This is a genomic window from Streptomyces sp. MB09-01 (assembly GCF_033794505.1).
GTDB lineage: Bacteria > Actinomycetota > Actinomycetes > Streptomycetales > Streptomycetaceae > Streptomyces.
Window position 1 is genome coordinate 20,135 of the sequence record NZ_JARAYQ010000022.1, and the last position, 15,691, is coordinate 35,825.

A 15,691-nucleotide genomic window follows, 5' to 3' on the forward strand; every position below is an offset into this window, starting at 1 on the left:
AATTTCCTCATGGTGGAAGTTCAATGGTTTGTTGATGTCGAGATTCTCTGAGTCGACAGATTCCGCTCTCCGGCGGCCCTCAGTGCCATCGCCGTCACGCCGTGCTCAGAGCAGACGCACCAGGTCGGGCGGCGTGTCGATGTCGAAGGCCTCCGCGATGTCCGAGCACTCCACCAGCATGAGCTCTCCGGCATGTCGTGCAAGGTGCACGCGCGCGCCCTTGTCACCCGTCGCCGTCGCCGCGATGTCCGCCCAGCGGTCCGCCCCGAACAGCACCGGGTGCCCGCGCTCCCCGTCGTACGCCGCCGCCACCAGGCTGGCGGGGGAGCGGTAGGCCTCCCGGACCCGTGCCACGGCCGCCGGGCCGATGCCCGGCTGGTCCACCAGAGAGACCAGGGCCGCGCGGGCGCCCGTACCGGCCAGCGAGGTGAGGCCGACCCGCAGGGAGGAGCCCATCCCCTCCGCCCAGTCCGGGTTGTCCACGACCACGCAGCCCCCCAGGTCGGCCTGCTCGCGGACCTCGGAGGCCGAGGCGCCGAGCACCACGTGCACCGGGCCGCAGCCCGCCTCGCGCAGGACCCGTACGGCGTTCTCGACCAGCGGGCGGCCGCGGTAGGGGAGCAGGGCCTTGGGTCGCCCGCCGAGCCGGCGGCCCTCGCCGGCCGCCAGGAGCAGGCCCGCGATCACGGGTGAATCGGAGTGGGAGTTGGCTGACATGCCACCGATTCTCGCTCCTGCACGCAATTCCCGGAGCGCCGCGCCAGCGTGCGTCGTACGGAGTCCAGCACGGCCCCGATGCGCAGCGGCCGGGAGATCCGGTTCTCGGCGGCGGCCAGCAGGGCGCGTTCGTCACGGTCGGTCAGCATCTCGTTTTCTCCTTGCCAATCGGGGGCCAATACAGCGAGTCTGGTCCTTGATTGGCCTGGACGTCAGAGCCAATCAGGGGAGGTTGGCATGGCAAACGGGCGAGTGGTCCAGACGGCGGACAGAACGATCGGCAGCCGGCAGCTCGCCGCCCTGCTGCCCGCGGAGGTCCTGGCCCGCCCCGGCTACCGGGCGCTCGCCGACGCCGTCCGCACCCTGATCCTCGACGGCCGGATCGCCCTGCACGTCCGGCTGCCCGCCGAACGTGAACTCGCCGAGGCCGTCGGCGCCAGCCGGGCCACCGTCACCGGCGCCTACGACCTGCTGCGCGAGAGCGGCTACGTCCGCAGCCGGCGCGGCTCCGGCACCTGGACCGAACTCCCCGACGGCCACCGCCCGGTCGGCGCGCACGCCATCGTCGGGGGGATCGGCGGCCGCGCCGACGGCGAACCGGGCATCGACCTCGCCATCGCCGCCATGGGCGCCCCGGAGGGCAGCCTCGCCGAGGCCTTCGCCTGGGCCGCCCCGCGCCTGCCCCAGCTCGCCCGGAGCCCCGGCTACCACCCGTTCGGCCTGCCCGACCTGCGCACGGCCGTCGCCGAGCGGTTCAGCCGGCGGGGCCTGCCCACGCGCCCCGAGCAGATCCTGCTCACGTCAGGCGCCCAACAGGCCTTCAGCGTGGTCGTCAGCCTGCTCTGCCGGGCCGGGGACCGGGTCGTCACCGAGAACCCCACCTACGCCAACGCCCTCGACGCGCTGCGCCACGCACGGCTGCGCACCGGTTCCATCGCCGTCTCCGACGCGGGCTGGGACATGGAGATCGCCGAGTCCACGCTGCGCCAGACCGTGCCGAGGATGGCGTACGTCATCCCCGACTTCCACAACCCGACGGGCGCGCTGATGCCGCCGGAGCAGCGGCTGCGGCTGCTCGCCGCGACCCGTGCGACCGGGACCTGGCTGGTGGTCGACGAGACCATCGCGGACATCGCCCTGGACGTGCCCGCGCCCGCACCGCTGGCCTCCCTCGCACCGCGCGGCGGCGCGGACCACGTGATCACCATCGGCTCGCTCAGCAAGACGCACTGGGGCGGCCTGCGCGTGGGCTGGATCCGGGCCACCGCGAAGATGATCGCCGAGCTGACGGCCGTACGGGTCTCGGCCGACATGACCGGCTCGGTCCTCGACCAGCTGGTCGCGCTCCCGCTGATGGACGACATGGACCGGGCCCTGCCCGCACGGCTCGCGCAGCTGCGGATCCAGCGCGAGGCCCTGGTACAGGCGCTCCAGCGGCACACGCCGGAATGGTCCTGGCGGATCCCGCCGGGCGGGCTCTCGCTCTGGGTGGACCTGGGCGAGGCGGTCAGCTCCGCCCTGGCCGAGCGGGCCGCGGCCGCCGGAGTCCACATCGGCCGCGGCGCGCGCTTCGGCGTGGACCCGGGCACCTTCGAACACCGCCTCCGGATCCCCTACACGCTCTGCGCCGACCGCCTGGACGAGGGCGTCCGCCGCCTCGCGAGCGCCTTCCACGACGGGGTCCCGCTTCCGTCGGCGGTGGACCGCCCGCACTGGGTGGCCTAGTCCGTCCCCGGTCGGGCCCTGCGGAAGTACGCGTTCGCCGCAGGGCGGAACATCAGGGCCACCGCTGTCAGGACGGCCGCCAGGTGGACGGTCCGGCTGACGCCGAAGACCCACTCCAGGGCGTCCGCGCGCGCCAGTGCGTCGACGGGCGACGCGCCGTCGAGGAGGTGGCCGAGCGGTTCGACGACCAGCGAGGCGGTACCGAGGACGCCGAGGCCGAGGGCGAGGGCGACCCGGGCCCAGCCGGCCCCGCGGCGCATCCGTACGGCGACCAGCACGGCGGCGGTGAACACCGCCAGCCGCACCGCCAGGCCCACGCCGAGCCCCTCGGCCGGATCCCGGCCGACCATCAGGGCGGTCTCGAAGGCGCCCGCGGACACGGCCGTGACCCACAGCGCGAACGCGGCCCGGACGGGGGCGGGCGGCGGGCCGGGGTTGCGGTGCCGTACGGAACGGTGCGCGGTGGCGGACGTGGCAGGCATCGGAGGCTCGCTCTCGGGTACGGGGTCTCGACACCCCGATGCTCCCGCCGGACCCGGGTCCCGCACGCGCCGGTTGCCCGGTGTGTCCGACCGGGGGCTGGCCCCCCTGCCGGGCCTACGGCGTGCGGATCAGCCGGCGGGTGGCGGCCGCCGCGACCGCCGAGGTGCGGGACTCGACGCCGAGCTTGGCGTAGATGTGCACCAGGTGGGACTTGACCGTGGCCTGGCTGAGGAAGAGCTTCTTCGAGATCTGCTGGTTGGACAGGCCGTCCGCGACCAGCTGCAGCACCTCCAGCTCCCGCTTCGTCAGCGCCTCCGCCGGGGTCCGCATCCGGTCCATCAGCCGCAGCGCCACCGCCGGGGCCAGTGCCGACTGCCCCGCGGCGGCCGTGCGCACCGCCGCCGCCAGTTCCTCCGGCGGGGCGTCCTTGAGCAGGTAGCCCGAGGCGCCCGCCTCCACCGCCGCCAGGATGTCCGCGTCCGTGTCGTACGTCGTCAGGACCAGCACCCGGGGGGAGCCCGGGCCGGCCGTGATCAGGGCCGTCGCCTCGGAGCCGTGCATGCCGGGGCCGGGCCCGAACTGGAGGTCCATCAGGACCACGTCCACCGGCTCGGACGCGGCCAGCTCCACCGCCCGCTCGGCGGTCGCGGCCTCGGCCACCACCGCGAAGTCCGCCTCCGTGTCCAGGACCGCGCGCAGTCCCGCCCGGACCACCGGATGGTCGTCGGCGAGCAGCAGCCGGATCGTCATCGTCAGGCCTCCAGCGGCAGCGGCAGGGTGACGGCCACGGCGGTGCCCTGGCCCGGGTCGGACTCCACGGTGAACAGCCCGCCCAGCGTCTCGGCGCGCGAGCGCATCGCGGGCAGCCCGAAGCCTCCGTCACCGGAGCCCGACGCCGCCGAGGAGGGGTCGAAGCCGTGCCCGTCGTCGACGATGTCCAGCGTGACCGAGGCGTCCATGAAGGTCAGGGTGATCTCGGCGCGCCCGGCCCGCGCGTGGCGCACCACATTGGCCAGCGCCGACTGCGCGATCCGCAGCAGGGCCACCTCGTACGGGGTGGGCAGCACCCGAGGACTGCCGCTGAGCGAGAACCGCACCCGAGGCCCCGGCACCCCCGCGCACAGCCGCTCCAGCGCGGCGGCGAGCGACCCGTGCTCCAGGTCCGGCGGGGTGAGGGCCCGTACGAAGCGGCGCGCCTCGGCGAGGTTCTCCTGGGCGGCCTCCCGGGCCCGGGCGATGTGTTCCAGCGCCGGAGCCTCCTCCGGCAGCGCCCGCTCGGCGGCCCGCAGCAGCAGCTGGATGGAGGACAGCCCCTGGGCGAGGGTGTCGTGGATCTCGCGGGCGAGCCGCTCCCGCTCGGCCAGGATCCCGGCGCCCCGCTCGGCCGCGGCCAGCTCGGCGCGGGTGGTGATGAGCTCCTCGATCAGCTCGCGGCGGCGCTCGCTCTCGCGGTACAGCGCCTGGTAGCCCAGTACGGTCGCCACCGCCACGGCCCCGCCCAGCAGCGGCCCCAGGAAGGCCCCGGGGGTCGCCGTGCTGCTGTGCGCGAGGAACCCGCCGATGGCCGCGCAGGCGGTCACCGCGACGGCCGCGACGCCCCAGCGCAGCCGCAGCAGGTGCAGCTCGAGGAAGTACAGCGGGAAGGCGATCCAGAGCCCGTCGGGGGAGACCGCCAGCAGCGCCGCCCAGGCCACGCCGAGCCCGGCCAGCCACACCGCCCCGGCGCGCGGCGAGCCGTGCACGGCGGGGGCCCGTACGCCGGCCGCGTAGCAGGCGGCCAGTACCGCGCAGGCGGCGATCACCCAGCCGGCCCGGGGTGCGGAGTCGGCCACGGCCCGGCCGGCGGCGAGCGCGAGCAGCCCGAAGAGCAGCGCGTGCAGGCACAGCCGCAGCACTTTCGACACCGGGGTGAGGGCGCGGGAAACGGAAGGCAGGGGGGCAGCGGGAGCAGTCATGGCCGGACCAGCGTAAGTCGGGCCCGGCCGGCCCCGGTCAACCGAAAGTTTGATGTACCGGTGCGCCCTTCGATACGAGGATCACTACTGTGGCGCGATGCCTTGTGTCCACGCGGAAGACCAAGGTGGGGGACATGTTCGTCGCATGGAGAGATCTACGGTTCGCCAAGGGACGCTTCGCCCTGATGGGCTCGGTCGTCCTGCTGATCACGCTGCTGGTCGGCCTGCTGTCCGGGCTCACCTCCGGCTTGGCACGGGAGAACATCTCGGCCATCACCGGCCTGCCCGCCTCGCACCTGGCCTTCGCCGCGCCCACGGGGGACCAGAACGTGTCCTTCACCAACTCGCAGGTCCCCGAGTCCGCCTGGCTGGCCTGGCGGAAACAGCCCGGGGTGACGTCGGCGGAGCCGCTCGGCATCCGCACCACCAACGCCGTCTCGGGTGAGCGCACCGCGGCCGTCTCGGTCTTCGGCGTGGACCCCGCCGGCCGGCTCGGGCCGCAGCGGACCGGCCTCACCCAGGGCCAGGTGGTCCTCGCCGAGAAGGCCGCGAAGGAGCTCGGCGGCCTCACCGCCGGCGCCAAGCTCAAGATCGGCCCGCTCGAACTGACCGTGGCAGCCGTCTCCGGAACCGCCGCCTACAGCCACACGCCGGTCGTCTGGATGGACCTCAACGACTGGCAGCGCATCGGCAACCCCGGCACCTCCATCGACACCCTCGCCACCGTCGTGGCCCTCTCCGGCAGCGGCCTCGACCTCGCCGCCGCGGACGGGGCCGCCGCCACCAAGGCCCAGACCGTCGACGAGGCCCTGGGCGCCATAGGCTCGTACCAGGCCGAGAACGGTTCGCTCCAGCTGATGCGCGGTTTCCTCTTCGTCATCTCCGCCCTGGTGATAGGCGCCTTCTTCACGGTGTGGACGATCCAGCGCAGCGGCGACATCGCCGTCCTGAAGGCACTCGGTGCCTCCACGCCGTACCTGCTGAAGGACGCCCTCGGCCAGGCCGTGGTGATGCTCGCCATCGGCACCGGGCTGGGCACCGCGCTGGCCGCCAGCTTCGGTGCACTGATCAGCGGGGGGAACGTGCCCTTCGTGCTCGACGCCGCCACGGTCCTCGTCCCCGCCGCGATCATGATCGTGCTCGGGGCGCTGGGTGCGGCCCTGTCCATCCGGCGGATCACCGCCGTCGACCCGCTGACCGCCCTCGGGAGCGCCCGATGACCCTGCTCGTCCACGACGTCACGCTCACCTACCCCGACGGCGAGAGCCGGCTGACCGCCCTCGACGCCGTCGGTCTGGAGGTGCCCGCCGGCACGCTGACCGCGGTGATCGGACCCTCCGGATCCGGCAAGTCCAGCCTGCTCGCGGTCGCGGCCACCCTGGTCACCCCGGACTCCGGCCGGGTCGTCGTCGCCGGCCGGGACACGGCGGGGCTCAGCGCCGCCGAGAAGTCGGCCCTGCGCCGGGAGAAGATCGGCATCGTCTTCCAGCAGCCGAACCTGCTGGCCTCGCTGACCGCCGCCGAACAGCTCCAGGTCATGGCGCACCTGTCCGGCCGGCCCTCCAAGGCCCTGCGTCGCCGCGCGCTGGAGCTGCTGGACGCGGTGGGCCTGGCGGACAAGGCCGGCAAGCGGCCGCACCAGCTCTCCGGCGGCCAGCGCCAGCGGATCAACATCGCCCGCGCCCTGATGAACGAGCCCGCCGTGCTGCTGGTCGACGAGCCGACCAGCGCCCTGGACCACGAGCGCGGCGCCGCCGTGCTGGACCTGCTGGTCACCCTGACCCGCGAGCGCTCCACCGCCACGGTGGTGGTCACCCACGACCACGCCCACCTGGAACGGATGGACCGTACGGCGACGATGGCCGACGGGTGCCTGACGCAGGGCCCGGAGCCGGGCGCCGGCCCCGGCGTCCTGAGCGGCGTACGGGCCTCCTGAGCGGCGTACGGGCGCCTTCCGGGGCGGCGGACGGGCGCCCTTCCGCTCCGGCCGCGGCCGGAGCGGCACACGAGGCTCGTACGAGGGCCCGTACGAGGGGGCCCGTACGAAACGGCCCCGCCCGTCCCCCGTTCGGAGGGACGGCCGGGGCCTTCGTGCAGCTGTGTGCCGCGGCTAGGCGGGGGTCTGGTTGGACAGGGCCACCGACAGCTCGGCGGCGACGCCCTGCAGGATCGGCACGAAGGACTCGGCCACGGCCTCGGTGACCCGGCCCGCGGGACCCGAGATGGAGATCGCGGCGGCGGTCGGCGAGTTCGGCACGGAGACGGCGAGGCAGCGGACCCCTATCTCCTGCTCGTTGTCGTCGACCGCGTAGCCCGTCTTGCGCACCTGCTCCAGCGCGTCGAGGAAGCCCTCGGGCGTGGTGATGGTCTTCTCGGTCGCCGCCGGCATTCCGGTGCGCGCGAGGAGGGCCCGTACCTCGTCGGCGGGGGTGTGGGCCAGGAGCGCCTTGCCCACGCCGGTGGAGTGCGGCAGCACCCGGCGGCCGACCTCGGTGAACATGCGCATGGAGTGCTTGGACGGCACCTGGGCGACGTAGACGATCTCGTCCCCGTCGAGCAGGGCCATGTTCGCCGTCTCCCCGGTCTCCTCGACGAGGCGGGCGAGGTAGGGGCGCGCCCAGGTGCCCAGCAGCCGCGACGCGGACTCGCCGAGGCGGATCAGGCGCGGGCCGAGGGAGTACCGTCGGTTGGGCTGCTGGCGGACGTAACCGCACGCCACCAGGGTGCGCATCAGGCGGTGGATCGTGGGCAGGGGCAGACCGCTGGCGGCGGAGAGCTCGCTCAGGCCGACCTCGCCCCCGGCATCGGCCATACGTTCGAGCAGATCGAAGGCGCGCTCAAGGGACTGGACGCCACCGCTGGCGGCAGGGGTCTTTGAGGAAGCGTCGGTGGTGCTGGCGCTGGACGTCGGCACGGCGCGGTCCTTTCGGTGCTGGCAGGCAAGGGAGCAGCCTACCCGGCGGTCGGCGTCGGTCCCAGTGCTGGGGTCGGGCCCGTCGCCGCCGGTCAGAGGCGGTTTGTCCTGGTGGCGGACGTCCTCTGGAAGTTACCTGCCCAGTTCCGGGTGGTGGTAGCTACATTCTGGATAGTGAAATCTTAATTCCATCGTGTGGAAACATCCAAGTGCGGTCCTGGTGCATCAGTGGTCCGTCCGGGCGCTCTTGACTGCTCAGGGATCGCCGGGAAGACTCCGTCAACAGAACGTTGAATTTCGCTCTGTGGAAGTAGATGGGGAGGTTCCGGTGGCCGACGTGGCTGTGGAACTGGTACTGCGCTCGACGCGCGTCATCACCCCCGAGGGGACGCGCGCCGCTTCGGTGGCCGTCGCCGGCGGGAAGATCACGGCCGTGCTGACGTACGAGGCCGAGGTACCGGCCGGAGCCCGGCTGGAGGACTTCGGCGACGACGTCCTGCTCCCCGGCCTGGTCGACACCCACGTCCACGTGAACGACCCGGGCCGCACCGAGTGGGAAGGGTTCTGGACGGCCACCCGCGCCGCGGCGGCCGGCGGCATCACCACGATCCTCGACATGCCGCTGAACTCCCTGCCGCCGACCACCACGACCGACAACCTGCGCGTCAAGCAGGAGGTCGCCCGCGCCAAGGCGCACGTGGACGTCGGCTTCTGGGGCGGCGCCCTGCCCGACAACGTCAAGGACCTGCGCCCGCTGCACGACGCCGGCGTCTACGGCTTCAAGTGCTTCCTGTCGCCCTCGGGCGTGGACGAGTTCCCCGAGCTCGACCAGGAGCAGCTGGCCACCTCCCTCGCCGAGATCACCGGCTTCGGCGGCCTGCTGATCGTGCACGCCGAGGACCCGCACCACCTCGACGCCGCCCCGGTCGTCCCCGGCCCCAAGTACGCCGACTTCCTCGCCTCCCGTCCGCGCGACGCCGAGAACACCGCGATCGGCAACCTGATCGCCCAGGCGAAGCGGCTGAACGCGCGCGTCCACGTACTGCACCTGTCGTCCTCCGACGCCCTGCCGCTGATCGCCGCCGCCAAGGCCGAGGGCGTCAAGATCACCGTCGAGTCCTGCCCGCACTACCTCACCCTCACGGCCGAGGAAGTGCCGGACGGCGCCAGCGAGTTCAAGTGCTGCCCGCCCATCCGAGAGGCCGCCAACCAGGACCTCCTGTGGGACGCGCTCGCGGACGGCACCATCGACTGCATCGTCTCCGACCACTCGCCCTCCACCGCGGACCTGAAGACCAGCGACTTCTCCACCGCGTGGGGCGGCATCTCCTCCCTCCAGCTCGGCCTGCCCGCCGTCTGGACCGAGGCGCGCCGCCGCGGCCGGACCCTGGAGGACGTCGTGCGCTGGATGTCCGCGGCTCCGGCCGCGCTGGCCGGCCTGGCGCAGAAGGGCGCGATCGAGGCCGGCCGCGACGCCGACTTCGCCGTGCTCGCCCCCGAAGAAACGTTCACCGTGGACCCGGCCGAGCTCCACCACCGCAACCAGGTCACGGCGTACGCGGGCAAGACCCTGCACGGCGTCGTGAAGTCCACCTGGCTGCGCGGTACGCAGATCGCCGACCACGGCACCCCGACCGAGCCCACGGGCCTCCTCCTCGAAAGGCAGAACTGACAGTGGCGATTCCTTCCTTCACCGGCAACGCGAACCCGTACGGAGGCGGCGACCCGTACGCGGACTACCGCACCGCGGACTTCCCGTTCACCCAGTACGCGAACCTCGCCGCCCGTGAGCTGGGCGCCGGCGTCATCGCTGCCAACGACGAGTTCTTCGCCCAGCGCGAGAACCTGCTCATCGCCGAGGCCGCGCACTTCGACCCCGAGCACTTCGGCCACAAGGGCAAGATCATGGACGGCTGGGAGACCCGCCGCCGCCGCGGTGTCTCCGCCACCCAGCCCTGGCCGACCGCCGAGGACCACGACTGGGCGCTCGTCCGCCTGGGCGCCCCCGGCGTGATCCGCGGCATCGTCGTCGACACCGCCCACTTCCGCGGCAACATGCCGCAGGCCGTCTCCATCGAGGGCACCTCGGTCGACGGCGCGCCGACCCCCGAGGAGCTCCTCGGCGACGACGTGAAGTGGACCACCCTGGTCCCGCGCACCGCGGTCGGCGGCCACGCGGCCAACGGCTTCGAGGTGAGCGCCGAGCAGCGCTTCACGCACCTGCGCGTCAACCAGCACCCGGACGGCGGCATCGCCCGCCTGCGCGTCTACGGCGAGGTCCTGCCCGACCCGAAGTGGCTCGCCGCGCTCGGCTCCTTCGACGTGGTGGCCCTGGAGAACGGCGGCTCCGTCCAGGACGCCTCCAACCGCTTCTACTCCCCGCCGACCAACACCATCAACCCGGGCCGCTCGCGCAAGATGGACGACGGCTGGGAGACCGCGCGCCGCCGCGACAACGGCAACGACTGGATCCGCTACCAGCTGGTCACCGAGTCCGAGATCCGCGCCGTCGAGATCGACACCGCGTACCTCAAGGGCAACTCGGCCGGCTGGGCCTCCCTCTCCGTCAAGACGGGCGAGGAGGGCGAGTGGACGGAGTTCCTGCCGCGCACCCGCCTGCAGCCCGACACCAACCACCGCTTCGTGCTGGACGCTCCGGCGGTCGGCACGCACGTCCGCATCGACATCTTCCCGGACGGCGGCTTCTCCCGCCTGCGCCTGTACGGCTCCCTGACGGAGACCGGCGAGGCCGCGCTGACCGCCCGCCACCAGGAGCTGGGCGGCTGACGCCACCCCGTTCGACCGCCCCGGGAGCCGACACTCCCGGGGTCACGCCCGGCCCGATGGGGCGCACCGCGACGCGGTGCGCCCCATCGGCATACGCCGTGGCGTGCAAACTCCCTTACGGGTGGGGCACAGTGGGGCCCGGCGGCTCCGCCCGGGGCCGGCCGGTACGGACAGGAGCGTGCCCGCATGACGGATCAGACCATCGAGACCATCCCCGCGCCGCCGCGCACGCACGAGGAGCGCCTCGAGGACACCCTGGCCCGCTTCGAGAACGACGTGGACGTGTGGGTCGCCACCGCCGACGCGGAGGGCGTCCCCTGCATGGTCCCGCTCTCCTTCCTCAGGGACGGCGAGACCTTCCTCGTCTCGACCCAGCGCACCAACCCCACCGCCCGCAACCTGATCGCGAACGGCCGCGTCCGCCTGGCCTTCGGCGTCACCCGGGACGTGGTCCTGGTGGAGGGCACCGCGGAGACGCTGGAGGCGACCGACCTCGCGCCGGCCGTACGGGAGGCGTTCGCGGCCCACACGGGTTTCGACCCGAGCGCTTTCGCGACGCCCTACCCGTACTTCCGGATCACGCCGGTGTGGATCCAGGCGTGGCGCGAGGTCAACGAGATGGCGGGCCGTCAGCTGATGACGGACGGCCGCTGGCTCCCCTGACGCCGCAACGGACTCAGAGCTTCTGGCTCTTCGCCAGTTCCTTCGACGCCTTCATGCGCGTGGGGTCCTCGACGTTCTGAGTCCCGGCGCCCTTGCTCGGAGTGAGCTGCCATGCCCTGAGCGTCGCTGCGACCTGCTTGAGTTGCTGCGACTCCGGCGGCACGTCGATGAAGAACATGGATTCCATGGACGGCCTCGTGTCACCGCCCCACTTCACCACGCCTCCGAGTTCCGCGAGGATGTCCCGGATCGCCGTGACCTGGTACGGGAAGAAGTTCCCCGTGACTCCCAGCGGGTAGGTTTCCGGATACAGCGCCAGTGCGGTTCCTGACAGGTGGTTGGACTCGAAGTCCGCCCTGACCTTGCGAGCGGCGCGGTATCCGACGATCTCGCCGCGGCCGCTCTCCAGCCGGGCGACGTCGTAGTGGAAACGCTGTGCCAGATAGGCCAGGACCGTTGCGGTGTCGCCTTGGCGCAGGACGACGGTCAGGCCGGTTCCCTGGATGTCGCAGGTGCCGGTGAACGCAGAGCGGGCGTTCGGGATGCTCCAGCCGTTCGCCGAGGTCGATCTGCGCCACGTGCTGTCCGCGGCGACGGCGGGGGCGGGAGCCAGCAGTGTGCCTCCGGCGGATACCAGTGCGGCACCGGCAGCGACGCCGGTGAACTGCTTGAGTACGGTGCGACGCGAGAATTCGATGTTCATGGGGTCCCTTCGGGAAGGTGTCGTGCCCGCCGGTACAGGAACACGGCGGCACAGGTCAGGACGACGGCAAGACCAGCCGGCACGTAGACGAACACGTTGATCGACGTGGAAACGTGCTCCACCGTCGAGCCGTCGGAATAGAGGCAGGCGTTGCGAAGGGGCCAGTGATCCTGCTCCAGGCTCGCCAACGGGGCGCCGGACGCGCTCCTGTCCTCGCACAGCTCCGGGAACGGCCCCCCGAGGGTGACGGAGAACCAGCCGTAGCTGTACACGGCCGTAGCCGAGAAGCCGAGGAGCAGGGCGAGAACCGCACAGACCCTGGGCAGTGAACGGGGCGGGTTCCTCAGCATGAGGACGATCACCACGATGCACGCCGGCACCGCCACCACACTGACGAGCAGGAGCAGCCCCATCAAAGGCGCCGTCATTGCGTCCCCTCCTCCTGATCCGACGTCGCGGACACGCCGAACCGCACGGTTCTTCCCGTCTCCCGCGCCGAGCGATTTCCCATGGCCGGGCAAGATACCCGGCATGCCGCGTTCGACGGGTACGGGCGTCCGGGTCTGCTGTCACAGCCCGTCTGCCGGGACACCGGCTTCAGCCGGGTCACTGCTGCTTGATGAGACGGTCCAGAACTTCGGCGAATCCCCGGTAGAACTCGTCCATCACGGAGTCGGACTCGAGCCAGGGCTTCTTGTGGATCGGGCAGTTCCGCTGGATCAGCAGGGCACGCGTACCGGACAGCAGAGTGTCGCTGATGTCGTCCTCGAGGAACGCCTTCGCCGTCTTCTTGACGCCGTCGGTGGTGTTGCCGAACCTGGCCGCCTTGAAGTCGCTGAAACGCGTCTTGTGACCCCCCCCGAGCAGGATCTTCCTGAGTTCGGTGACGATGTTCGTGCCGCCGGCCTTCAGCTTCATCGCGATCGTGAACCCGTCGATGTCCTCGATCAGGTCACTCAGCGAGAACGTGGACGCGACGTCGGGCCTGGCCAGTGTCCTGCGGCAGAAGTCCAGCGGGGACGCGTTGTCCGAACGGCTCCATTCCCCGTAGAACGTGAGCAGGTCCCCGCCCCAACTGGCGAGTTCGGCGCGATTCGCCTTGCCGACTCCGGCGTTCCCCTTGAGGAAATAGCCTGCGGCACTCGCGATCAGGTGGTCCGGGCTGATGGTGACGCCCATCGACGGGTCGAGGTACGCCTGATCCCTCGCGCGGCCCAGTCCCCGGTTGGTGCAGAACTGTATGAACGCGCCGTCCACATCACCGAACAGCGATCCCCAGCGGGAGTCCGTGTACTTGTCCCAGCGCATGAACTGCAGGCACAGTTCGTTCGCGTCGCCCTTCCCGTACGCGACGGCGGCATCGTGGACCTTCTGGACGTACGCGATGAACTGGTCGACCGTTGAACTTCCCGACTGGTTGACCGAGTTCTGCCCGAAGTCCGAGCCGGGGCGGTGCGCCACCCGGTCCAGCGCGAAGGTGTCCGAACCCGCGGAGAAGTTGAACTCCTTGATCTGGTTGAACGCCCAGTTCTGCGGGAGGGGGAATCCGAGGTTGCCGGAGAATCCGTAGGACATGCCCGAGACGTAGGCGTAGGGCACAAACGCGCCTCCGGCCACGCTGGAGCACACGTTCCGCGAACCGTAAACGCCGGTGATGTACTTGCTGCCATTGCTCTTCAGGGCGTCGTTCACGCCGATGAAGTAGTCGACGATCCGGTCCATCTCCGCTTGCGTGGCGTCGTAGTCGACCGCGAAGTAGATCACCGTGCTCCGGTTGAATCCATAGCCCTCGGCCCGCTCGTGCGCCTTGCGCCCGTGCGAGTAGCCGTTGGCGTACGTGAAGTCCGCGAGCTTCCGCGCGTCGTACTGCCACAGCGGGATGACGCTCAGACCGGCGGAGAAGATCGCGTCCAGCTCTCCGGGCTGTATCTCCTTGTTCAGGGTGCTCCCGGCCGGCTCGTCGAGGTAGCGGCCCACGGCGCGGTAGCCGGCAGCGTAGAGCGCCTTCGCCCGGGAGGGAGTGATGGTGAAGCGGGTGTCACAACAGTCGACCCCCCGGTCGGGGTTGCCGTAGGCGACCAGCAACTGCGCCCAGGTGTCGAAGTCGGCCTTGCCCGTCTCGCTGATCGCGGAGAAGTTCTGGAACTTCTTCACCCAGCTCGCGAGCTTCGGGCCGAACTCGTAGCTGAAGCTGGCGATGTCGCCACTCGTGTTCGAGGGACCGTTCGCGACACAGGCGGCGGAGAACAGCTGTACCCATGTCCCGGAGTCGCCTTGGCCGAGGGCGTGGGCCCGCAGGCCCGCTTCCGTGCCGGGGCCGAAGATGCCGTTGGCCGAGCCCTCGGGAATGCCCGACTCGTACTGGATCCCCTTCATCAGGGCCTGCTGGACGTCACGGGAGAAGAACCCGTCGCACGGGCCGATGAAGAAGGTCGACTTCTCCCAGTAGCGGGCGTTGAGCCACCGCTGCATGAGGCGGATCTGCTCCAGTCCGCCGGACAGGAAGATGTAGGCATCCATGGTGAGCAGGGCCTTGAAGACCTTGGCCGGCAAGGCGTTGCCGACCTTTTCTGCCGGAATGCCCATGTCTTCCATCATGGTCTTGAAGCCGAACAGGGTGGGGTTCGACATCTCCCCGTCGATGGCGCCGGCGCTGTAGCCCTTGCAGTAGAGGCCACACTGGATGATCTTGACTATGTTCTTGTTCGGCTCACCGACTTTGATGGGCCCCCTGGCTGCCAGCGTCGACAGGGTGGTGGGACCGAACGCGTTCGAGAGCGTCGTGATCCCGATTTCGTGCTGCAACGCCCGGGTCAGGGAGTACATGGTGTTCCATCCGGTCTTCCCGTCCTCCGTCACGGGGTTGTAGCCGGCGACACTCTTGTACGTCGCGTTGACCCATTTCTGGGCCTGGAGAACCATTTGGTCAGCCATGGCGGAAGTCCGCTCCTTCGACTTTTCGATACGTGTGGGGAAGTGGCGAGCGCGAACCGTCGCGATGAACGACCGGTCCCGGTGTCCCGACTCCGGCTGAGAGTTCCGGCGGTCCGTCACCTGCGGCCGGCCGAGGAGCATCCCTTGTTCCGTCGAGCCCCCGCCACGACGTTCTTCCGGAAAGTGGTCCCGCTGGGAAGTGGCAGGGCGCTTTCACGTTTTGCTGGTTCAGCCTCTGTGGGCCAAGTGGTTTCGGGACGTATGCCGGTCGCCGTGATGGAGACCCGATGGACCCGGTGGCGACACGAGGTAGTGCCCGGATGTGTCGGGCTACCGCGGTCGGCGTCTGACGAAGCGTAATGACACGAGCGGACAGGTGTTCGACTATCGGTCCTGACGGAGGTGGCGTCGACTCGGTCGGACGCTGTCCCCAAGTGTGCTCTTCCCAAAGGATTTTGACGGATCATCAACTACGACTGCCCGCTGCGTCCCTTCGGCGGCGTGGCCGAATGTGCGCCAAGAGTTGACCGAATCCATTCCCCACGCAGGTTCAAACGGTTGCGCCCGGCTGTAGCGGCGAGGGTGCCTCCGCGCCTGCAGGGGGCCGACCGAGAGGCCGGCGCGCGGGCCGTTCGCGACGGCCGGGCAGGTGTCGGCGACGATGGCGACCTGCCGGTCGGCCGGGAAGCGGTGTTGCGGGGGGAGGCGCCGACCCGTCGGTCGCGGACCGGGGCCGGCGCCTCCCGGGAACGGGCGAGCCGAGGCCCGGCCCAGTCGGCCCTCGACGTCTCGCCGCCCACCAGGCACGAG

The 15,691-nt window shown here is 71.1% G+C and carries 15 protein-coding genes; 6 read left to right on the forward strand and 9 right to left on the reverse strand.

Annotated features, from left to right (window positions below; translation table 11 throughout):
• Positions 1–105 precede the first annotated feature (105 nt).
• Both PV721_RS07385 and PV721_RS07390 read right to left on the reverse strand, forming a co-directional pair.
• Positions 106–717: a nucleotidyltransferase family protein gene (locus PV721_RS07385; RefSeq protein ID WP_319722019.1), complete on the reverse strand. Its 612-nt coding sequence runs from the start codon at positions 715–717 to the stop codon at positions 106–108.
• Positions 684–866, reverse strand: a complete 183-nt coding sequence (locus PV721_RS07390; RefSeq protein WP_319722020.1) for a hypothetical protein — start codon at positions 864–866, stop codon at positions 684–686. The genes PV721_RS07385 and PV721_RS07390 overlap by 34 nt, the downstream gene beginning before the upstream one ends.
• 88 nt (positions 867–954) lie before the next feature.
• On the opposite strand from PV721_RS07390, the gene PV721_RS07395 reads away from it, so the two are divergent.
• Positions 955–2,442 carry a PLP-dependent aminotransferase family protein gene (locus PV721_RS07395; protein WP_319722021.1) on the forward strand — a complete coding sequence of 496 codons (1,488 nt, stop codon included), beginning with the start codon at positions 955–957 and terminating at the stop codon, positions 2,440–2,442.
• Here PV721_RS07395 and PV721_RS07400 read toward each other — a convergent pair.
• From PV721_RS07400 to PV721_RS07410, 3 genes are all read right to left on the reverse strand, one after another.
• Entirely contained in the window at positions 2,439–2,924 is a 486-nt protein-coding gene (locus PV721_RS07400; protein ID WP_319722022.1) for a hypothetical protein, read from the reverse strand. The genes PV721_RS07395 and PV721_RS07400 overlap by 4 nt on opposite strands.
• A 115-nt stretch (positions 2,925–3,039) precedes the next feature.
• Positions 3,040–3,675: a response regulator transcription factor gene (locus tag PV721_RS07405; RefSeq protein ID WP_319722023.1), complete on the reverse strand. Its 636-nt coding sequence runs from the start codon at positions 3,673–3,675 to the stop codon at positions 3,040–3,042.
• 2 nt (positions 3,676–3,677) lie between these two features.
• Complete coding sequence (locus PV721_RS07410) at positions 3,678–4,880, reverse strand: sensor histidine kinase (RefSeq protein WP_319722024.1); 1,203 nt, start codon at positions 4,878–4,880, stop codon at positions 3,678–3,680.
• A gap of 134 nt (positions 4,881–5,014) precedes the next feature.
• Here PV721_RS07410 and PV721_RS07415 point away from each other — a divergent pair, with 134 nt between their 5' ends.
• Together PV721_RS07415 and PV721_RS07420 are read left to right on the forward strand one after the other, a co-directional pair.
• Positions 5,015–6,100, forward strand: coding sequence for an ABC transporter permease (locus PV721_RS07415; protein ID WP_319722025.1), 1,086 nt, complete (start codon positions 5,015–5,017; stop codon positions 6,098–6,100).
• Positions 6,097–6,816, forward strand: coding sequence for an ABC transporter ATP-binding protein (locus PV721_RS07420; protein ID WP_319722026.1), 720 nt, complete (start codon positions 6,097–6,099; stop codon positions 6,814–6,816). The genes PV721_RS07415 and PV721_RS07420 overlap by 4 nt, the downstream gene beginning before the upstream one ends.
• Positions 6,817–6,990: 174 nt before the next feature.
• Here PV721_RS07420 and PV721_RS07425 read toward each other — a convergent pair whose 3' ends face one another.
• Positions 6,991–7,794, reverse strand: coding sequence for an IclR family transcriptional regulator (locus PV721_RS07425; RefSeq protein WP_319722027.1), 804 nt, complete (start codon positions 7,792–7,794; stop codon positions 6,991–6,993).
• A gap of 337 nt (positions 7,795–8,131) precedes the next feature.
• On the opposite strand from PV721_RS07425, the gene allB reads away from it, so the two are divergent.
• From allB to PV721_RS07440, 3 genes are all read left to right on the forward strand, one after another.
• Complete coding sequence (gene allB, locus PV721_RS07430; RefSeq protein WP_416371052.1) at positions 8,132–9,466, forward strand: allantoinase AllB; 1,335 nt, start codon at positions 8,132–8,134, stop codon at positions 9,464–9,466.
• Positions 9,467–9,468: 2 nt separating this feature from the next.
• Positions 9,469–10,581 carry an allantoicase gene (gene alc / locus PV721_RS07435; RefSeq protein WP_319722029.1) on the forward strand — a complete coding sequence of 371 codons (1,113 nt, stop codon included), beginning with the start codon at positions 9,469–9,471 and terminating at the stop codon, positions 10,579–10,581.
• 186 nt (positions 10,582–10,767) lie between these two features.
• Positions 10,768–11,244: a pyridoxamine 5'-phosphate oxidase family protein gene (locus tag PV721_RS07440; protein ID WP_319722030.1), complete on the forward strand. Its 477-nt coding sequence runs from the start codon at positions 10,768–10,770 to the stop codon at positions 11,242–11,244.
• Between the two features lie 13 nt (positions 11,245–11,257).
• On the opposite strand, the gene PV721_RS07445 is transcribed toward PV721_RS07440, so the two are convergent.
• The 3 genes from PV721_RS07445 to PV721_RS07455 all read right to left on the reverse strand — a co-directional run bounded on the left by PV721_RS07445 (position 11,258) and on the right by PV721_RS07455 (position 14,881).
• Positions 11,258–11,947, reverse strand: coding sequence for a hypothetical protein (locus PV721_RS07445; protein WP_319722031.1), 690 nt, complete (start codon positions 11,945–11,947; stop codon positions 11,258–11,260).
• A complete protein-coding gene (locus PV721_RS07450; protein ID WP_319722032.1) occupies positions 11,944–12,360 on the reverse strand; it encodes a hypothetical protein in 417 nt (138 codons plus the stop codon). The genes PV721_RS07445 and PV721_RS07450 overlap by 4 nt, the downstream gene beginning before the upstream one ends.
• A 193-nt stretch (positions 12,361–12,553) precedes the next feature.
• Positions 12,554–14,881: a glycoside hydrolase domain-containing protein gene (locus tag PV721_RS07455; RefSeq protein WP_319722033.1), complete on the reverse strand. Its 2,328-nt coding sequence runs from the start codon at positions 14,879–14,881 to the stop codon at positions 12,554–12,556.
• Positions 14,882–15,691: the final 810 nt, after the last annotated feature.